Raw genomic sequence first — 18,889 nt, 5'->3', positions numbered from 1 at the left:
GGCGGGCGCGCGCCACCGTTGCCTCCAGCCGCTCGACCGGCACCCCCAACCGCGCTGCTACCGCCTCCGGCGGGCGCGGTACGAACAAGATCGACTTGCCCTCAAAGTTCCCCTGCCGCGTCACCCCATAGTACGCGCCGACCAGCGTCGCATCGTCGCCGAGCGCCAACCGCAACTCATCCGGCGTCCAGACATAAAACGCGCCCTCTTCGGCATGGGCCGCGCCGGGAGCCGGCAAGCTATCGGCGTCTTCGCTGCTGAAAAACGCACCGTCGGGGTGGCGCAGATCGCGCAGCATGTAGGCAAAGGTTTCATCGGTGATGCGGGCCAAGAAGGGATCGCCAGTAACCAGCGCCGCCAGATGGTAGACTTCAGCCAGCAGCGCGTTGTCGTAGAGCATCTTCTCGAAGTGGGGCACCAGCCAGCGCGCATCAACGCTGTAGCGGTGGAAGCCGCCCCCCACCTGATCGTACATTCCGCCGCGCGCCATCTGTTCAAGGGTCTGGTGGAGCATCGGCAAAGCCTGCACATCGCCGCGCAGATGGGCGCGCAACAAAAACTCCAGCACCAACGGCTGGGGAAACTTTGGCGCATCGCCAAACCCGCCGTACTGCGGGTCAAACTCGCGCCCGATCTTCTCGGCGGCAGCCATCACGAGCGCCCCGTCTACTGAAGCGGTTTCGGGCAAGGGCTGGGCCAGCCGCTTGATATGGTCGAGCAACTCGTGGGCGGAAGCGGTGACGTCAGCGCGGCGGGTGCGGTACGCCTCGGCAATCGAAAGCAACACCTGCCGCCAGCTCGGCATGCGGTAACGGGCCGCTTTGGCGTCGGGCGGGAAGTAAGTGCCGGCATAAAACGGCGTGCCGTCGGGCAAACAGAAAACATTGAGCGGCCAGCCGCCTCTGCCGGTTAAGGCTTGCGCCGCTGCCATATAGATACTATCGAGATCGGGCCGCTCTTCGCGATCGACCTTGATATTGATAAAATGCTCATTCTGGATCGCCGCCACCTCTGGGTCAGCAAAACTCTCGTGGGCCATCACGTGGCACCAGTGGCAAGCGGCATAACCGATGCTGACCAGAATCGGCTTATCTTCACGCTGGGCGCGTTCAAGCGCCTCCTCGCCCCACGGATACCAATCGACCGGGTTATCGGCGTGTTGTTGCAGATACGGGCTGGCCTCGTTCGCCAACCGGTTGAGCGGGCGCGCGCCGGCGTCCATGACTCCTCCTTTCGATAGCAGATGCTGTCTGAATTGTAGCACAAATGCCACGAGTAGAACATATTTTCGCAAGTATTCGACAAAACCGCCCGGATCGGGTATAATAAGAGATGGCAAACATCGCATTATGATGCGCTAAAACCGACTAACGGAGCAACCAATGGAAATCGGCATCGTCCGGCCCGTCAACATCACCAACGAGATGCGGACGGCCTACCTCAGTTACGCGATGAGCGTGATCGTTTCGCGCGCTTTGCCCGACGCGCGCGACGGTCTCAAACCGGTGCAGCGGCGCATCCTGTACGGGATGTGGGATATGGGCTTCCGCAGCAACCAGCCCTACAAAAAGAGCGCCCGTATCGTCGGTGATGTGCTCGGCAAGATGCACCCGCACGGCGACAGCGCCGTCTACGATGCGCTGGCCCGTATGGCGCAGCCATGGAGCATGCGCTACCCGCTCATCGACGGCCAAGGCAACTTCGGCTCGATTGACGGCGACCCGCCGGCGGCGATGCGCTACACCGAAGCTCGCCTCGCCCCGATCGCCGAAGAGTTGCTGAGCGAGATCGAGAAAGACACGGTCGATTTCCGCGACAATTTCGACGGCAGCTACCGCGAGCCGGTCGTGTTGCCGGCCATCTTGCCCAACCTGCTGCTCAACGGCGCTTCCGGCATCGCGGTCGGTATGGCCACCAACATCCCGCCTCACAACCTCGGTGAGCTGTGCGACGCGATCAGCTATCTGATCGACAACCCGGAAGCGACCGTTGAAGAGCTGATGCAAATCATCCCCGGCCCCGATTTTCCCACCGCTGGGTTGATTTTGGGCACCGAAGGCATCTTGGCCGCCTACAGCACCGGGCGCGGCCAGATCACGCTGCGGGCCAAGACCCACATCGAAGAGGTAGGCCGCGGCGCGTTTATGATCGTCGTCACCGAGCTGCCCTATCAGGTCAACAAGGCCCGCCTGCAAGAGCGCATCGCCGAGCTGGTCAAAGACCGCAAGATCGAGGGTATCCGCGATGTGCGCGACGAGAGCGATCGCAACGGTATGCGGCTAGTGATCCTGCTCAAGCAAGAGGCCCAACCCAAGAAGGTGCTCAACGCGCTCTACAAGCACACCCAGATGCAGACCACCTTCGGCATCAATATGCTGGCGCTGGTCGAGCATGGTCGCCAGCCGCGCGTCTTGACCCTCAAGCGGCTGCTGCAAGAGTACATCAACCACCGCCAAGAGGTCATCCGCCGCCGCACCGAGTTCGATCTGGCCCGCGCCCGCGAGCGCGCCCACATCCTCGAAGGCTTGAAGATCGCGCTTGATAACCTTGACGCGGTGATCCAGACCATCCGCGACTCGCGCACTGCCGAGAGCGCGCGCAACAACCTGATGCGCAACTTCTCGCTCACCGAACGGCAGGCGCAGGCGATTCTCGATCTGCAACTGCGCCGGCTGGCTGCGCTTGAGCGCCAGAAGATCGAGGACGAATACCGCGAGGTGATCAAACTGATCGCCGAACTCGAAGATATTTTGGCCAATCCGCGCAAGGTGCTGCACCTGATCCAAGAAGACCTTGCCCGCTTGAAGGAGAAGTACGGCGACCCGCGCCGCACCCGCATTATTCCTGACGTCACTGGCGCGGTCAGCGACGAGGATCTGATCCCCGATGTGCGGGTGATGATTACCCTCACCGACCGCGGCTACATCAAGCGCCAATTGCCCGACGCCTACCGCACCCAGCGCCGCGGCGGGCGCGGCATCAAGGGCATGCTCACCCGCGAGCAGGATATTGTCCGCCACCTGCTGACCTGCAATTCGCTCGATAACCTGCTCTTCTTCACCGACCGCGGCAAGGTCTACCAGATCAAGGCCCACGAAGTGCCCGACAGCTCGCGCACCGCCAAAGGCCTGCCGCTGGTCAACCTTGTGTCGCTCGAACCGGGTGAGCAAGTGACCTCGATGCTGGCCGTGCGCGAATTTGACGCCGAGTATCTGGTGATGGCGACGGTGCGCGGCAAGATTAAGCGCACCCAACTGCGCGAGTATAGCCAAGTGCGCTCGAACGGCCTGATTGCGATCGGGTTGGAAGAGGGCGATGTGCTAGGGTGGGTGCGGGTCAGCCACGGCCACGAAGACATCTTGCTCACAACCGCGCGTGGGCAGACGCTGCGCTTCGAGCAGAGCGAAGTGCGCCCGATGGGCCGCCCGGCCACCGGCGTGATCGGGATCAATCTGGCCGATGGCGATCGGGTGGTGAGTATGGATTTGGCCGAAGAAGGGGCCGATCTGCTCGTTGTCACCGCCCGCGGCATCGGCAAACGCACCGCGCTCAGCGAGTACCCGGTGAAGGGCCGGGCAACCGGCGGTGTGATCACGATCAAGCTGCGCAACGAAACCGATGAAGTCGCCGCCGCCGCGGTTGTGCATGAGCACTCGCTGCTCACCTTCATCACGACCGGCGGTATGGTGATGCGTACCAGCGCCAGCGAGATTTCACGCTTGGGCCGGGCGACCCAAGGCGTGACGGTCGTGAATGTCGCTTCTGGTGATCGCGTTGCTGCTCTCTCGGTGGAAGGCCCCGACGAGAACGGCAATGGCGCCGCGCCAACGCTTATCGACCCAATGGGGTGACGCGCAGCGACCAAGCTAGCCAATCACACTGTACGGGCGGGTTGCCAACCCGCCCGTATCGTTGCCCATGCGCCGCGCCATCATCACATCCGGCCTTACGTTGCCATCCCTCACCCCGTATCCGGGGTTGGCGTTAGCGTTGGTTCAGCGTCCGGCGAGGGTTCAGGGGTAGGGATCGGTGTCGGTGTGGGAACCGGCACAATCGTCACCGTCACCTCAGGCGGGTCGCCAACAATGCTCACACCGCTCGGCAAGGCGGGGCGGACTGCAAACTGGTAGCTGCCGGGGCCAAAGGTGCTGAGATCGAGCTGCACCACCAGCGGCGCTGAAGCAAGCGCGCTGAGCTGCGCACTCGTGCCGGCAAAGGTCAGCTCAACCACATTTGGCCGCACCGAAGCCAGCAAATCTCGGTTCAAGCCGGTAAAGATCACCTCTACCGGCAGACGCACCTGAAATGGTAACGGGATAGGGGCGATGTTGATCGTCACCTGCACCGCGTCTGGCTCACCCTGCGCCGGCGATGTGCCGGCCGGAATAATCAGCGGCACAATCCGAACCACCGGTTCACGCGCATCTCTAATATCAATCGCCTCGGTTTGCAAGAGATTGATCGCATCGAGTGGGCCGGAACTGCCGGTCAGCGTAATCAGCGGCGGTTCCACCTCGATCCTAGTCACGGCAAAACCCGGCGCCGGGGAACCGATCACGACCGGCGATACTGGAACTAAGCGCAAACCGACCACCGGATTGATTGGAATGATGACGGTGATCGAGGCTGGCCGTACCTGCACGCCATCAACCGGTTGATTGTTGGCGTCAATCGGGGTCAGACTGAGGGGAGCGATATAGGTGGCGCGCAACTGGGCGATATTCGCCACCGTCCGCACCGCCACCACTCGCCGCACCCGGCTCTGGGGGCCGCTGATTGTCACCGTACTAATCGGTTCGCCGTTGTAGCGCAATTCTGGCGTGCCCCGCTCGAAGCTAAAGGGCGGCGAGCCGAAGATTTCCAGATTAATCGGCGCCGTCACCGTTTCAACCGGTTCCAGCCGCACACTAATCGCCGCTGGTTCGACCCCGCCGGCGGGCACGCTAAACGACAGATTGCTGCGGGTCGGCTGTACGTTGATCGGCACCAGATGATCACCGGGGCCAAGGTCGCTCAGATCGGCCACCACTCGAATATCGACTGGGCGCAATTCCGAGCGTTGGCGGCGATCGGTACGGAGCGTAACGTCAACCGTTGGGAATGAGGTGGTGGGGATGCCATTGGCATCAACGACGATCAAATTATCGGCCAAACCGACAAGTTGCAGGGTCAGATCCTCAAACCGGGCCGTCTCTTCTGGATTCTCGCTAAACGAGACGAACGACCAGAGCGCAAAGCTCAAACCGACCGCCAGCAACACACGCAAGATGATCGAGCGCACACCATTCATGTCATGCCGCCCTCTTCGCTTCCGGTTCTAGCGGCACCTGCATCAGGTCGGCCAGCATCGTCCGCAACCGGGCTTCGGTCAGATAACTAACCAACCGGCCATCACTGACCAGCGAAATCGCACCGGTCTCTTCCGACACCACCACCGCTAGCGCATCGGATTGTTCGGTAATCCCCTTGGCAGCGCGATGGCGCGTACCATAACGGCGCGGCCCGGCGATATCTTCACTGAGCGGCAATACCACATTGGCGGCCAAAATGCGATTACCGCGAATAATCACCGCCATATCGTGCAGGGGCGAATTAGGGTAAAAAATATTGAGTAGGAGCGGCACTGAAATGCGCGAATCGAGGATCACACCTCGATCGGCAAATTCTTGCAGTTGGGTGCGCCGTTCGATCACCATCAACGCACCCACCCCCTGTTGCGAGAGTTGGGCGGCGGCGCGGCTAATGACCGTAATCGTTTCGAGCAATTCAGAGCGGTTAGCGCCGCCAAATGGCCGGCCAAACAGATCGCTCGAACGACCAAGACTTTCGAGCGCGCGCCGCAATTCTGGCTGAAAGAGCACCGGGATCGCCACAATCAAAGCTGGCGAAATCACGTTGACCACCAGCCAATTCAGCAGGGTCAAGCGGTCGCTCGCGATCGACGGCATGAGGAAGGCAATCGCCAACAAAATACCGACGCCGCGCAGCAATTGCACGGCGCGGGTGCCGCGCACAATGCCGAGCAGCCAATAGAAAAACGCCGCAACGATCAGGATGTCGATTAGCGTAAAGGGCGAGGTGAGCGGATTCAGCCGCGCCCAGAGACGCTCAAGCTCTACCATCATCAACTCTGTGGCGGCGCCGGCTTCCGTTGCTCAAGCATCCGATTGGCGGCGCTCAACAATGCTTCTACCCGTTCGGTTTCGATCCCCGGCATCTTGAGCATCCGCCGGCAAAGCTGGACCGCTTGCCCATACTCCTCGCGCCGCATGAGCATTTCGTACAGCATGAAATAGGCTTCCAGATCTTGCTGGTCGAGACCGATAATCTGGTGTAATTCAGCGATCGCGTTGTCGTAATCACGTTGTTGGGCAAAAATGCGCGCGATCTGCTTCTTTTCGCTAATCGCCTCTTTGGTGCGGCGGCTTAGCGTGTGCATTAAGGCTAACCATTGGCGCGCATCAATATCGTTGGGCGCAATTTGGACAATTCGATCGTACATTTCGCGAGCCCGCTCGTGATTGCTCATCATCCAATAGGTCTGCGCCACTTCCTGTAACGAGGCCACCGCATCCTTCAACTGGCCGGCGCGCTTTTGCAGCTCGCTCACTCGTACCAATCCTTCTAATCCCTTATCCAGTTTGCCAACCCGCAGTTGCATACGAGCCAGCCGGCTGCTCATCCCGATATGGTTGGGGGCCAGTTTCACCGCCGACTCAAGAGCCTCGATCGCGCGGTCGAGCTGTTGATGCTCCTCGTAGTAGGTAGCGAGTTCATCAAGCTGGGCCAGTGCTTCAGCCAATTTCCCCTGCCGGAAATAGACGTTCGCGAGTTTGGTATAGATCGCCCGATCATACGGCAACAGCTTTTTGGCTTCGAGCAACGCCTGTTCAGCGCCGGCTAGATCGTCGCTCATCGCGTAAGCTTCAGCCATCCGGCGCACGAGATCACCGCGCGAAGGCGGAATGGCAAAGGGATGGCGGATCGACGGTTCAGGGGTCGTTTGTCCGGCAACGGCCTGTCCCCGCCGTAACTGATCAAGCGCCGCCTCAGCTTGGCCCAAGGCAATGTAGCTATCGGCTGCCGCGCGATAGACCAGCGCCAGCGGCAACATCGGATCTGGCTCGCTCGCCAGCAGAATCTGGGCCTGTTCCAGTTCCATCAGCGCCAGATGGTGCTGCTCGTGCTGTTGCTGGATGATTGCCAGCATATAGTGCAGCAACGCCCGATCGACGATCAAAAAGGCGGCGCGATACTCGGCTTGCACGGCGGCAAATTCGCTGGGGCGCTGGCGCAACTGGGCTAACACGGTTGCCAACGAATCCCAGATCACAGCGGGTTGTTCACCCATCAGCGCCAGTGTGATGTTCAGCCGGGCCAACGCCACCGGATCATCGGGCGAACCCAGCTCCAGCGCCTGCCGGAACTCATCGAGCGCCGCTTCAAACCGCTCGAGCTTGAGCAAAGCCAAGCCATACTGGGCATGCACTTCGCGATGGCTTGGCGCCCATTGCAGCAAGCGGCGAAACTCTTCCAGCGCCTTGTTGGTTTGGCCAAGGCGGAAGTAGGTGTTGGCAACTTGTAACAACTGGGTCACCGCCTCATCGAGGCGCCCAGCCTGCTTCAGCAATTCGGCCAGTTTCGAGCGCGCATTGACTGTATCGGGCGACAACTCGATAAAACGGAAGTAGACATCAATCGCTTTTTCCGCCTCACCCCGCACCCGATAGGTCTCGATCAATAACTGGTACTTCGCCAGTGCCTCTTCAGGCCGGCCCTGCCGCTCGTAAATTTCACCCATACGGAGATGGATCGGGAGATACTCGATATTGTGATGGATCACCTCCATACAGGCATCGAGCGCGGCATCCAGCAAACCCTGTTCGAGATAGGTGCTGCTGAGTTCCAACCACCCAGCCGTCACCTCATCAAGGCCGGTCGGGTCAAGCGGGGTTGGCGGCGGAAATTCCGGTTTCGGCAGTGTTGCCGGTACGCTCAGGCGCTCGATGATCGGCAACTGTTCGGGTGTGGATGCAACGCTCGGCGGCGCCGGTTCATCCTCTAACTTCTTTGCCGAACGGAGGAAATCGGTGATGGGCCGGATCTTCCCCCACCGCTTGCTCTCAGCATCGATTAACGGCGGTTCAGGCGGGGGTGGCGGCGGCTGAGGCTGCAAGACGCCGGTGCCGATCGTGCGCAACTTGGCGAACATATTGCGATCGGCCAACTCTTTGGCCCGATTCTTGAACTCGGCGGCCCGATCGCGCCCCCACCGTTTGCTAGCCAGAAAGTCGGCCAAAGTGCCATAGAGGATCGAAGCGCGGGCCAAATCGCCAATCTGCTCGTAAATGGTGGCTGCGCTCTCATACATCGCGATCAGGTCATCAACCTCAGCCTTCCCAATCGTTTCGAGATCAACCAGCCCAATCGTTGTTTCAAACTCTTGGGCCGCCTGTGGCAACTGGCCCAGCGCCTGATAGACCTGCCCCAAGGCAAAGTGGGCCGACAGGGCATATTCCGGATCGCCAGCGGCCCGCGTCAACACCCCCACTGCCGCTTTCAGATCGCCGCGGCCTTGGTAGAGCAAGCCAAGCGAATAGAGCACATCGGCCCGCTCAAGCCCGGCTTGGATGGCTTGCTCATAAAGCGTGACGGCCCGTTCTTCATCGCCGGCTTGCTGGCAAGCGATCGCCTCAGCGACCAATTGTTCGGGTTGCGCAGCCGAACCGCGCAGCATACCGGTCGGATGAGCAGGCCGCAAACTGCTCGTGCCGCGAATGGGTGGCGCACCGGTCTGCCCGCCGAGCTGTTCGCGCAGGTGCGCCGCCAATTCACGCGCGACGCGATGCTTCGGCGCTAGGCGCAATGCCCATTCAACTTCTTGCAAAGCGGCGGCTGAATCGTTCTGCGCAATGAGCCGCTGCGCTAATTCGAGATGGGTCTCGGCAGCTTCAGCCATTGCGCCAATATCTTCGTAGAGTTGGGCTAAGCGGCGACGTTGATCGTCAAGTTCCGGCTGCAACGCGAGCAATTCGCGCAACGCTTCGGCAGCTTGCAACGCGCGCCGCTGCGCGCTGTGTAGATCGGCCAATGCGCTGTATGCCTCGACCGCAGCCGCGGTATCACCCTGCCGGCGGTAACACTGGGCAATGTAGTTGATATAAAACGCATTGTTCGGATCGGCCTCGTGCAGATCACCAAACGCTTGGAGCGCCTTGTCCAGCCGGTTGGTCTGGAACAGAGCGACGGCAGCAGCGGTGCGCGCCTCCACATCTTGCGGAAACTCTTGCAATGCCCGTACCGCCGCGCGTAGCGCGTCTTCCCAGCGCCCTTGCGTCGATGCCTCCCGGCACTGCTCCATCGCCCGATCGAAGATTGCCCGGTTGCCTGCCATAGCGCTCTTTCCACTTCTACCGGCGCTACTTCCCCAACAACAGCAAGATCAGCGCCTTTTGCACGTGGAGCCGGTTTTCCGCCTGTTCAAACACCACCGATTGCGGCCCATCGATCACCTCTGCCGTCACCTCTTCACCACGATGCGCCGGCAAGCAGTGCATCGCCAGCGCATGCGGCGCAGCGTGGGCCATCAACGCCGCATTCACTTGATACGGCGTAAAGATCGGCCGGCGGCGGGCCGCTTCGTGCTCTTGGCCCATCGAGGCCCATACATCAGTATACACCGCATCAGCGCCGCTCACCGCCTCCACCGGCGAGGCGGTAATGGTCAACGTCGCGCCGTGCTCGCGGGCTAACTGCTCGGCCAGTTCGGTGATATCAGGCGCCGGCCGGTAATCGAGCGGGCAACCCACCCGTACATTGACCCCCAACGTCGCTCCTAATAACATCAACGAATGGCAGACATTATTTCCGTCGCCGACGTAGGCCAGCGTCAGCCCTTGCAGGTGGCCAAACCGCTCGCGCAGGGTCAGCATATCAGCCAACGCTTGGCAGGGGTGCTCGCGGTCAGAGAGGGCGTTAATCACCGGTACCGTTGCATAGCGGGCCAGCGTCTCGACGGTCGCGTGCTTAAAGACCCGCGCTGCAATCACCGCTACCCAACGGCTGAGGTTGCGGGCCACATCGGGCACGCTCTCACGCCCGCCCATATCAATATCGTTCGCCGAGAGGTAGGAAGGATGGCCGCCGAGCTGCGTCATACCGGCCTCAAACGCCACCCGCGTGCGCAACGAAGGTTTCTCAAAGACGAGCGCCAGCGTCTGGCTTAACAAAGGCCGATCATCGGTAATGCCGGCGCGCCATGCTGCCTTGAGCGCCGCCGCCCGATCGAGCAGAGCTTCGGTTTCGGCGCGGCTGAGGTCGGCCGCCGAAAGAAAATGGCGTAGGGTCATAGTGCGATGCTTTCAGTTCTCCTCGATCGCGCGCCCAGCGTTACCGTTGCGAACGGGAACTATCGCCCCGCTGCCGGCGCGGATGATACCGTTGTTCAAGGCTCAGGCGACGATAATCACCAGCTTCGATCAAGATCCGCTCGCGGCAGATGGCCGCATCAAACATCCGGGACAGGATGCGCGGATCAATATCCTTCGGGTCACGATTGCTGGTGATCACCGTCGGTAGAGCATAATTATACCGATGGTTCATGATCTGGTAAAGTTTTTCCCGCGCCCACGGCGTGGTGTTTTCCGTCCCTAGATCATCAAGGATCAGCAGCGGCACATCGCGCACCAGCTCGAAGCGCTCATCGTAGGCCGTTTCCGAGTTGGGGCCGAAGGTCGAACGCAGGTGATCGAGCAGGTCGGGCACAACCGTAAAGAGCACTTGCGTATGGCGATCAAGCGCCTCGTTGGCGATCGCCGCCGCGAGATGGGTCTTGCCGCAGCCGTAGCCGCCGAATAAAATCAGCCAGCCCTGCGGATTTTGGGCGTATTCGTAGGCGCGGGCAAAGGCCCGCTGCACGCCGGGCACGGTGCGATCAAACGTTGCAAAGGTTTTGTCGCGCAACGGGGCCAGATTCGAGAGCCGCTCCAGCTCTTCAAACCGGCGGCGCTCCTTCTCGGCCTGCTTGCAACGGCAGGTGATGAGCACGCCGAAGTTGGGATCGCCATACGGCACATCGAGCGTATAATAGCCGGCCCCGCGACAAATCGGGCACACCGCCTCAGAGGTCGCTCTCGTCGCTTCCACGGCGGAAGAGGTATCCGAGTTGTCCGCGGGTATATTTTTCAATATCGATAGGTCGTCCGGTCTGATACGGCGCAGATTCTCGTCCATTGGCGGCCCACCTCTCCAGCATACGCTGAATGTAACGCCACGAGCGCACATTGGCCCGCACCGCCTCGCGAATAGCGTCTTCTAGCCATTCAGCTGGGTAGCGGGCGCTGGCAGCGCGTAATTCTTCCAGCAACAGTGGCGTCACCAAACCAATATTTTGTTCGTATAACTCGATGAGTCCCGTCCGCTCGCGCAGCTCATCAGCCGGCGGCGTAATCCCGCTCGCGGCCACTTGCTCGGCCCATGCCCGATTGGCCGGCGTGTTGATCAGATACCAACTGCGCACCCGCCCATCGAGCGGCTCGACTAGATGCAGCACCGTGCCGCGCCGCACCGCCGCCGCCAACCCCTCGTCGAGCAGTTCCTCAAACGAACGGAGCGAGCTGAGCGCCTGTAACGAGCGCCGCAAGAGGTCGTCGTCACGGAGATCATCCCAACTGATCCGGCGCGGACGGCTGCGCAAGCGGCTCAGCCGGTAAAACAGGTGGAGCGTGACCTTGAGCTCGCTCGGTTTTGTAATCGCCGGCAGCACGTCGGTGAAAAACTCCGGCGGGATGCCGGTGAGCCGTTCGGTGGTAAAGCCGTTGAATGCCATACTGCTCCTGCTGCCGGAAGGTGTTGGTCGCTGCCGCTCAGCTCGTATGATACCGTGCTTTGGCTTTCCATGCTACCACATCTCTCCTTGCACAGACTTTGGGCAAATTCTGTGCAAAGTATTGACAAAAGCTGTGAAACGTCATATAATTTGCACAGCAAACCTTTCTGGTTGCAAGTTGCCCGTCATCTATGAGGGTTGAAATCCATGAAACGCCGCTCACCACTGTTCTTCATCTTCTTAACCATTTTCATTGACTTGCTCGGCATCGGTATTGTGCTGCCGCTGCTGCCCGAATATGCCAAAATCGTCGAACGTTCGAGCTGGCCGTGGCTGGCCGATAATCGCGCGCTGATCGTCGGCGCGCTGACCGCTTCATACGCGCTGATGCAGTTTCTCTTCGCGCCCATCCTCGGCGCACTTGGCGATCGCTTTGGCCGCCGTCCGGTACTGCTTTTCAGCCTGTTTGGCGCTGGTCTCAGCTATCTCGTATTTGCGCTGGCCGAGAATCTGACCTTCCTTGGCGTCGAGATGGTCATCGGCTTGTTGTTCCTTGCCCGCATCGCTGCCGGTATCACCGGCGCCAGCATTAGCACGGCGCAAGCCTATATTGCTGATGTCACCCCGCCCAACGAGCGCGCGCGCGGCTTGGGTATGATCGGCGCGGCCTTCGGCCTCGGCTTTATGCTTGGCCCGGCCATCGGCGGTCTACTCTCTAACGTTAGTTTGCAGGCGCCGGCGCTCTTCGCCGCTGCCCTCAGCTTCGCCAATTTCGCCTTCGGTTTCTTCCGCCTGCCTGAGTCGCTGCCGCCGGAGAAGCGCGCCCAGACTGTGTCGCGCAGCCTGAACCCGATCAGCCGGTTGGCTACGGTAGCCGGTGATGCCCGTGTCCAACCGTTCATCCTCGGCAGCATGCTGCTGAACCTCGCCTTCGCTGGTTTGCAAAGCAACTTCGCCGTCTACAGCGATGTCCGCTTCGGGTTTGGCCCGCAACAGAACGCGCTGGTCTTCGCGTTCATCGGTCTGATTGCGGTGATTGTGCAAGGCTTTCTGATCCGCAAGCTGGTGCCGCAATTCGGCGAGGCGCGGCTGGCTATTGCCGGCTTGACCTTGATGACGATCGGTTTCGTCGCGACCGGATTGGTCACCGCTGCTTGGATGCTCTTCCTAGCTGTCGGTCTAGTCGCCCTCGGCAGCGGGATGGTTACGCCGTCGCTGACCAGCCTTGTCTCGCAATCGGTGCTGGCAACCGAGCAGGGCACGACCCTTGGCGGTGTGCAGGCCTTCACCAACCTCACAATGGTCGTTGGGCCGCTGCTGGCCGGTATGCTGTTCGACCTGATCGGGCCGAGCGCGCCATACCTGATTGGCGCCGGGTTGTTGGCCAGCGCCCTCGCGGTCTTGTTCGGCACGCTGCACAGCCGGCTGGTCGCGCTGCCCCAGCCGATCGCGACGAATGCCAATGTCACCGCCGAGGTGGGGGTGCATGGCGACTAGCAGCCGTTGACGATGCGAAGTGCGGCAACTTGCTGCACTCCGCATCCTGAGCAATGTTCCTTCGTTCGACAATCTTGCTCACTCCTCACATTTCGGTGTCTACACCTATTGACATATCTGTGCAACAGTGCTATGCTAATTGTGCAAAACATTGACATTACCAGAGACAGGAGAATTCCATGATTAAAGTAGGACGGCGCTGCCACATTGAGGGGGTTACGCCTGAGCAGGTGTTCACGACGCTGTCAGATCCCAGCTTGATTAGCCAAATTTTGCCGCGCGTGCAGAAGACTGAGCTGTTCGACCGCGACGATGTGGCCCGCCATGCCCGCCTCGTCACCTATATGTCAATGGGTGGCTTGTTTGGCACCATCCGCTGCGAAGGTGATCTGGCGTGGCAAGACAACCGCGAGATTGTGTTCACGGTGCGCACGCCGCTGCCGGTCGAAACGCGCTGGGTAATCAACCAAGCCGTCAACGGCACTGATATCCAAGTGGTTATGGGCATCGACCTTGCGCCGATGCTGGGGATGATGGCATCGTTCGTGCCTGAAAAAACCGTCGCTGATATGCTGGGGGCTGATCTGGAAACCGCCCTGCGTGGCGTCGCTCGTCACACTCGCCAATCGGTGTCAGCCCGCGCCGCTGCCTGAGTAACACTCTTCCCGTCTCTGGTATAATCGCAGAGCGCCATCGCAATGGTGCTCTGCGATCTTTTTTGCCGCTCCGGCGTAGAGTCGGGGGAAGACTATGATCGACCTTATGCAGATCGGGCTTGGGTTCATACTCAGCATTGCCATCGGCGGTGTCGCGTTTGCCCGTCGCTCGCTGAGCGAAAGCGGCTGGTTGGGCGCGGTGTTGGTCGGAACGCTGACGTTTGGCTTTGGCGGCTGGCCATGGGGTTTGACGCTGATCGTCTTCTTTGTCACGAGCAGCATTCTCTCGCACTACAAAGAATCGATCAAAGAACGGCGGGCTGCCGAGAAGTTTTCCAAGGGCGGCAGGCGCGATTTCTTCCAGACCATCGCCAACGGCGGGCTTGGCGCGCTCTGCGCCGTAGGGTTTGCGCTCAGCGACCAGCCGTGGTGGCTGCTTGCAGCCTTCGTTGGCCTGATGGCAACGGTGAATGCTGATACGTGGGCCACCGAACTCGGCGTGCTCAGCCCGCATCCACCCCGCCTGATCACCACCCGCCAGCCGGTGCCGCCGGGTACGTCGGGTGGCGTGACCGTGCTCGGCACCTTGGCAGCCGCGGCTGGCGGCCTCATCATCGGGCTGGCCATGTTTGGGTTTAGCGCGCTAGCCACACCGGGAGAACCGTTACCGTGGTGGATGATCCCCGCCGGTCTGCTCGGTGGCTTGGGTGGCGCCCTGTTTGACAGTTGGCTCGGCGCGACCGTTCAGGCTATTTATGTCTACCCCGACGGGCGCGAAACCGAACGCCGGGTGGCCCGCGACGGCACTCCTAACCGCTTCCTGCGCGGCTGGCGCTGGATGGATAACGATCTGGTGAACTTGATCAGTTCGGTCGGGGGAGCGATCATCGCGATTGTGATCGCGATGATCGCCGGGGGCGCGCGGTAGGGGCATTGCGCCGCAATGCCCCTACCACGCCCGCCGCAAGAGTATTAAACCCGCCACAATCATCAACACCGGGAAGAGCAACGAGAGGTTCACGCCAAGCTGCTCAAGCAGAATAATCGCGCCGACCCCGATCAAGATCAAGCCGAGCAGGCTCCAGTTTCGCCGCCGCGGCGGCGTGGTCGCCAGATTGACCGTCTCACCCACCGCTGGCCCGCCGATTGGTTGGCCAGTCAGCGGGTCAAACCGATAGCTCGGATCGGGCGCGTACCCTACGCGCGCTTGCCCGCCGCTCTGCCCTTGGCCGGCGAAGACCTCTTGATTGACCGGCTTCGTACCGCTGGCGGCAGGGGTATAGGGTGTCGTTGGGGTATCTTTCGGCATCACAATCCAGAGCACGAGATAGATCGGCAGGCTAATGCCGTTGATGAAAAAGACCAGCACAAAGATGAGACGGATGATGACCGGATCGACGGCAAAGTACTGCGCCAGCCCGCCACAGACGCCGCCGATCATCTTGTCGGTGCTGCTGCGCGTGAGTCGAGTCTGCATAGATCACTCCTTCCAGCCGGGGCGCATGAGGCGCGCCTGCATGCTCTGGCGATATGACGCCGGCAACGCTGGATTGTTGCACCTTCCCGCCGATGATTATGCCTGCATCTGCGCGAACGCCTCCCGGTAAACCGGGAAGGTATCGTGCCACAGCGCCATACGCACCAGCGCCGGGGCCTGATGGCGCTGCAGGTCTTCGCGGAGTGCGCGCAAGACCAACGGCGCCGCGCGCTCGACCGGAAAGCCGTAGATGCCGGTGGCGATGCTGGGAAAGGCAATGCTGTGCAGGCCGTATTGGCGAGCTAACGCGAGACTGGCATAGTACGCGCTGATCAACAGCCGGTCGGCCTCTTCCGGGGCATAACGGCTAAAGATCGGCCCCACCGCGTGAATCACATACCGTGCTGGCAAGGCAAAACCGGGAGTAATCCGCGCCTCTCCGGTCGGGCAAGGAGCCACCGCGTTGCACGCCTGCTGCATCTGCTCGGCGCCAGCCGCGCGGAAGATCGCGCCGCATACCCCGCCGCCTTGCTGCAATGCCTCATTGGCGGCATTGACAATCGCATCGACCGCTTGCGTGACAAGATCACCCTCAGCCAGCTCAATCCGGGATTGACCTACGTGCAGCGAGAGAACCTGAGCCATCGCGCGCCTCCTTAGCTTGCCTACAGCTTGTTCGACGCCGTATGTAATGCAAAACTGTAGCAGACCATGCGGCGTTTGTAAACCGCCTATCGTTAAGCGCAATCGTCAGCCTTCGTACCCGATTTGCCTCACTCTGTGCAACGTTTGCGCGCCAGCAACGTATCTTGGAGTAACGGAAATCATGAGCTTCCCGAGGTCACAATGCCTTCATCACCATCCAACCTCTTGCTCAAGCCCATCAATAGCGCCTTCCGCCAGTTTCGCGCCGATCACCATCTCACGCCAACCAACGACATCATCACGACCCCGGCCACCCTGCTCGCGCCGGAACGCCGGGTGGCGCTGTTGATCGACGGCGAAAACTGCCCGGCCACCTACGCCGAACAGGTCATGCGCCACCTTGACCACGAACATGGCGCAATCGTGGCGCGCCGGGTCTACGCCAACTGGTCATTGCCCAATAACCATAGTTGGATCGAGCCGTTGGCGCGCTACAATCTGCGTCCCATCCATCATGGCCGGGTGGCGACTAACAAGAACGCGATCGACATCTTGCTCACTGTTGATGCAATGGAACTGCTCTACCAAGAGCAGATCACCTGTTTCTATCTCGCCGCCAGCGATAGCGACTACACACCGCTCGTCAACCGCTTGCGCGCTGCCGGCGCTGAAGTGATCGTAATCGGCAATCGCCATACGTCCGACGCCTTGAAAGAAGCGTGTAACCGCTTTATCCCGTTGACTAAGCCAGAACCGGCCACAAGCGGCGAGGGTGCAAGTCTGGCTGAAGTTACGACCCAGCCGCCAGCGCCTACGTCGCCCCACGCAACGGCCGTACCGCCACGCTCCGCTGCTACCCAGCCTAGCGCATCTACCCTTGCTGGCCAGCCTGCCTCATCAACAGCGACCACGGATTCAACCGCGGCGACCATCCGTCCCCTCCACGAAGCGACCCTCCTGATTGTGCGTGCTATCTGTCAAGCGCCCAAACGTGACCGTGAAGGATGGGTTGGCATTGGTGTGCTCGGCCAGCATCTGCGCCGTCTTGTATCGAACGTTCGACGCCAAGCAGTTCGGCCACAGCAAGCTGTCACAACTCCTCGCGGCTTACGTGGCGGAATACCCACCTTTCTTCGAGCTACGGGAATCGAATCCTTACCCGCTCGATATCCGGCTCAAGATGAAGGCCTCCGTCCTTGGGTAAACGATCCGCCCCAATTGCTCGCCAACCCATCATTTGTGCTATCATGACGTTGTAATAACTGTGCGTTCAGGTTTTACAACCTGCGTCAAATATGATAGGATCAAGATAACGATAACGCGACGCAACAAAGGAGGACATGACCATCGAGACTGGAATGATTGCCCGCCGTATCGTCGAGCTGGTCGAAGACAAGCAGGCCCACGACATTATGCTGCTTGACATTCGCCCGCAGACAACCATTGCCGACTACTTCATCATCTGCACCGCCGACAACGATCGGCAAATGCGCGCGATCATCGACCACATCGACGAGAAGATTTCGACCGAGCACGGGTTAAACCCGCGCATCGAGGGGAGCGCCGACACCGGCTGGATCGTGCTCGACTATCGCGATATTGTCGTGCATATCTTTAGCCAGAGCCAGCGTGAATACTACCGGCTCGAACGACTCTGGAGCAAGGCGATGCCGGTAGTCGTCGTACAGTGAGGAGCATTATGGGCAAGGAGACTACGCGGCGCAAAGCGGCGTCGCGACGCAAGCGGTTCGTGTTGTTCGCCAGCGGCGCTGCGCTCGGCAGCGCGCTCGGCCTCATCGCCGGATCAGTCCTAACCTTCTGGCTGGGTGAGGGGGCACTGCGCGCCATTCAGCGCGGATTGCGCCGGCTCGGCGGGGACGATGGACGGCCGCATTTTGACCTGCTGATGCAGTAGGCCATACCGAATCGGGTAACGATGGAGTTGCCTGCAAGGGGATGCTCTCCGGTTGTCTGAGCATAGAAGGCGACTCTGGCGTTAGCATGCGCCAGAGTCGTTTGTATCAGCGGGAGGAGCGTGCATGGATCTGGCAGGAAAAGTGGCGATTGTCACCGGTGGAACCGGCGGGTTGGGGGTTGCAGTGGTAGAACGACTGCTTGGCGCCGGCGCAACCGTGATCACCCCCTATGTTAATGAAGCGGCATTTGCACAGTTACGCGAGCGTTGCCCCACTGTGATTGGCACATGTGTCGATCTGACCGATGAAGCGGCGGCCAAAGCGGCCTACAACGCAATTGCGGCAACGCACGGCAGCATCGACATTCTGGTCAATTCCGCTGGCGGCTTCGCCGGCGGCGAGCCGGTGCATCAAACGCCGTGGTCACTCTGGCAAAACCAGCTCGACATCAACCTCAAGACGGCGGTTATCTCGTGCGCCGCAGCCATTCCCCATATGATCTCCCGCGGTGGCGGCGCGATCGTCAATGTCAGCAGCCGCACCGCCACCCAAGCCGGCGCCAACCTTGCCGCTTATGCCGCAGCCAAGCGGGCTGTGCTGCAACTGACCGAAGCGCTCGCCGCCGAACTCCTCTCCCACGATATTACCGTCAACGCCGTGCTGCCGAGCGTGATTGACACCCCGGCCAACCGGTCAGCTATGCCTACCGCTAAGCACGACCGTTGGGTCAAACCCAGCGAGATTGCGGCAGTGATCCATTTTCTGGTCGGCCCCGCCGCGCGCATTATTAGCGGCGCCGCCATCCCGGTGTATGGGAAGGCGTAGCGGGGGAGAGGGATTAGGCCCGCCGCAACCTACTGGCTCGATCTGG

General features: G+C 60.8%; 17 protein-coding genes. 8 read left to right on the top strand and 9 right to left on the bottom strand.

Translation table 11 applies throughout. The annotated features are described in order from the left end of the window. The coding region (locus U9R81_RS19605; RefSeq protein ID WP_322497092.1) for a thioredoxin domain-containing protein at positions 1 to 1,222 on the bottom strand (1,222 nt) is incomplete at its 3' end. Positions 1,223 to 1,382: 160 nt separating this feature from the next. Between U9R81_RS19605 and gyrA the strand changes: the two genes are divergently transcribed. Beyond that, positions 1,383 to 3,851 (top strand): DNA gyrase subunit A, encoded by a 2,469-nt coding sequence (gene gyrA, locus U9R81_RS19600; protein WP_322497091.1) that lies wholly within the window; start codon positions 1,383 to 1,385, stop codon positions 3,849 to 3,851. A gap of 110 nt (positions 3,852 to 3,961) precedes the next feature. Here gyrA and U9R81_RS19595 read toward each other — a convergent pair whose 3' ends face one another. Genes U9R81_RS19595 through U9R81_RS19570 form a run of 6 tightly spaced genes read right to left on the bottom strand, consistent with a single transcriptional unit; the run spans position 3,962 to position 11,827 of the window. Continuing rightward, positions 3,962 to 5,290: a YbbR-like domain-containing protein gene (locus U9R81_RS19595; protein WP_322497090.1), complete on the bottom strand. Its 1,329-nt coding sequence runs from the start codon at positions 5,288 to 5,290 to the stop codon at positions 3,962 to 3,964. Between the two features lies 1 nt (position 5,291). Then, a complete protein-coding gene (gene cdaA / locus U9R81_RS19590; protein WP_066783562.1) occupies positions 5,292 to 6,122 on the bottom strand; it encodes a diadenylate cyclase CdaA in 831 nt (276 codons plus the stop codon). 2 nt (positions 6,123 to 6,124) lie between these two features. Then, positions 6,125 to 9,394, bottom strand: coding sequence for a tetratricopeptide repeat protein (locus U9R81_RS19585; RefSeq protein WP_322497089.1), 3,270 nt, complete (start codon positions 9,392 to 9,394; stop codon positions 6,125 to 6,127). A 25-nt stretch (positions 9,395 to 9,419) separates the two neighbouring features. Beyond that, positions 9,420 to 10,349, bottom strand: a complete 930-nt coding sequence (gene argF, locus U9R81_RS19580) for an ornithine carbamoyltransferase (RefSeq protein ID WP_322497088.1) — start codon at positions 10,347 to 10,349, stop codon at positions 9,420 to 9,422. Between the two features lie 40 nt (positions 10,350 to 10,389). After that, a complete protein-coding gene (locus U9R81_RS19575; RefSeq protein ID WP_416181000.1) occupies positions 10,390 to 11,073 on the bottom strand; it encodes an ATP-binding protein in 684 nt (227 codons plus the stop codon). 46 nt (positions 11,074 to 11,119) lie between these two features. Next, a complete protein-coding gene (locus tag U9R81_RS19570) occupies positions 11,120 to 11,827 on the bottom strand; it encodes a DnaD domain protein (RefSeq protein WP_322497086.1) in 708 nt (235 codons plus the stop codon). A gap of 207 nt (positions 11,828 to 12,034) precedes the next feature. Between U9R81_RS19570 and U9R81_RS19565 the strand changes: the two genes are divergently transcribed. From U9R81_RS19565 to U9R81_RS19555, 3 genes are all read left to right on the top strand, one after another. Then, positions 12,035 to 13,324, top strand: a complete 1,290-nt coding sequence (locus tag U9R81_RS19565) for an MFS transporter (RefSeq protein WP_322497085.1) — start codon at positions 12,035 to 12,037, stop codon at positions 13,322 to 13,324. A gap of 179 nt (positions 13,325 to 13,503) precedes the next feature. Continuing rightward, positions 13,504 to 13,977: an SRPBCC family protein gene (locus U9R81_RS19560; RefSeq protein ID WP_322497084.1), complete on the top strand. Its 474-nt coding sequence runs from the start codon at positions 13,504 to 13,506 to the stop codon at positions 13,975 to 13,977. A gap of 97 nt (positions 13,978 to 14,074) precedes the next feature. Further along, positions 14,075 to 14,908: a DUF92 domain-containing protein gene (locus U9R81_RS19555; RefSeq protein WP_322497083.1), complete on the top strand. Its 834-nt coding sequence runs from the start codon at positions 14,075 to 14,077 to the stop codon at positions 14,906 to 14,908. Positions 14,909 to 14,929: 21 nt separating this feature from the next. Here the strand turns inward: U9R81_RS19555 and U9R81_RS19550 are convergent, their stop codons facing one another. Both U9R81_RS19550 and U9R81_RS19545 read right to left on the bottom strand, forming a co-directional pair. Further along, a complete protein-coding gene (locus U9R81_RS19550) occupies positions 14,930 to 15,457 on the bottom strand; it encodes a PspC domain-containing protein (RefSeq protein WP_322497082.1) in 528 nt (175 codons plus the stop codon). Between the two features lie 96 nt (positions 15,458 to 15,553). Then, positions 15,554 to 16,102: a macro domain-containing protein gene (locus U9R81_RS19545; RefSeq protein ID WP_322497081.1), complete on the bottom strand. Its 549-nt coding sequence runs from the start codon at positions 16,100 to 16,102 to the stop codon at positions 15,554 to 15,556. A 201-nt stretch (positions 16,103 to 16,303) separates the two neighbouring features. Here U9R81_RS19545 and U9R81_RS19540 point away from each other — a divergent pair, with 201 nt between their 5' ends. The 4 genes from U9R81_RS19540 to U9R81_RS19525 all read left to right on the top strand — a co-directional run bounded on the left by U9R81_RS19540 (position 16,304) and on the right by U9R81_RS19525 (position 18,843). Further along, positions 16,304 to 17,353, top strand: coding sequence for an NYN domain-containing protein (locus tag U9R81_RS19540; RefSeq protein ID WP_322497080.1), 1,050 nt, complete (start codon positions 16,304 to 16,306; stop codon positions 17,351 to 17,353). A gap of 89 nt (positions 17,354 to 17,442) precedes the next feature. Continuing rightward, entirely contained in the window at positions 17,443 to 17,793 is a 351-nt protein-coding gene (gene rsfS / locus U9R81_RS19535; RefSeq protein ID WP_245668808.1) for a ribosome silencing factor, read from the top strand. 8 nt (positions 17,794 to 17,801) lie between these two features. After that, complete coding sequence (locus tag U9R81_RS19530) at positions 17,802 to 18,017, top strand: hypothetical protein (protein WP_066783574.1); 216 nt, start codon at positions 17,802 to 17,804, stop codon at positions 18,015 to 18,017. A 124-nt stretch (positions 18,018 to 18,141) separates the two neighbouring features. Further along, positions 18,142 to 18,843 carry an SDR family NAD(P)-dependent oxidoreductase gene (locus tag U9R81_RS19525; protein WP_322497079.1) on the top strand — a complete coding sequence of 234 codons (702 nt, stop codon included), beginning with the start codon at positions 18,142 to 18,144 and terminating at the stop codon, positions 18,841 to 18,843. The last annotated feature ends 46 nt before the right edge of the window (positions 18,844 to 18,889 follow it).

The organism is Chloroflexus sp., assembly GCF_034435895.1.
In the GTDB taxonomy this organism is placed as follows: domain Bacteria; phylum Chloroflexota; class Chloroflexia; order Chloroflexales; family Chloroflexaceae; genus Chloroflexus.
This window is presented reverse-complemented; position numbering and strand designations above follow the sequence as displayed.

Coding starts and splice junctions, on each gene's coding strand:
- gyrA (WP_322497091.1), top strand. CDS start 1,383: ATGGAAATCGGCATCGTCCGGCCCGTCAACATCACCAACGAGATGCGG.
- U9R81_RS19595 (WP_322497090.1), bottom strand. CDS start 5,290: ATGAATGGTGTGCGCTCGATCATCTTGCGTGTGTTGCTGGCGGTCGGT.
- cdaA (WP_066783562.1), bottom strand. CDS start 6,122: ATGGTAGAGCTTGAGCGTCTCTGGGCGCGGCTGAATCCGCTCACCTCG.
- U9R81_RS19585 (WP_322497089.1), bottom strand. CDS start 9,394: ATGGCAGGCAACCGGGCAATCTTCGATCGGGCGATGGAGCAGTGCCGG.
- argF (WP_322497088.1), bottom strand. CDS start 10,349: ATGACCCTACGCCATTTTCTTTCGGCGGCCGACCTCAGCCGCGCCGAA.
- U9R81_RS19570 (WP_322497086.1), bottom strand. CDS start 11,827: ATGGCATTCAACGGCTTTACCACCGAACGGCTCACCGGCATCCCGCCG.
- U9R81_RS19565 (WP_322497085.1), top strand. CDS start 12,035: ATGAAACGCCGCTCACCACTGTTCTTCATCTTCTTAACCATTTTCATT.
- U9R81_RS19560 (WP_322497084.1), top strand. CDS start 13,504: ATGATTAAAGTAGGACGGCGCTGCCACATTGAGGGGGTTACGCCTGAG.
- U9R81_RS19555 (WP_322497083.1), top strand. CDS start 14,075: ATGATCGACCTTATGCAGATCGGGCTTGGGTTCATACTCAGCATTGCC.
- U9R81_RS19550 (WP_322497082.1), bottom strand. CDS start 15,457: ATGCAGACTCGACTCACGCGCAGCAGCACCGACAAGATGATCGGCGGC.
- U9R81_RS19545 (WP_322497081.1), bottom strand. CDS start 16,102: ATGGCTCAGGTTCTCTCGCTGCACGTAGGTCAATCCCGGATTGAGCTG.
- U9R81_RS19540 (WP_322497080.1), top strand. CDS start 16,304: ATGCCTTCATCACCATCCAACCTCTTGCTCAAGCCCATCAATAGCGCC.
- rsfS (WP_245668808.1), top strand. CDS start 17,443: ATGACCATCGAGACTGGAATGATTGCCCGCCGTATCGTCGAGCTGGTC.
- U9R81_RS19530 (WP_066783574.1), top strand. CDS start 17,802: ATGGGCAAGGAGACTACGCGGCGCAAAGCGGCGTCGCGACGCAAGCGG.
- U9R81_RS19525 (WP_322497079.1), top strand. CDS start 18,142: ATGGATCTGGCAGGAAAAGTGGCGATTGTCACCGGTGGAACCGGCGGG.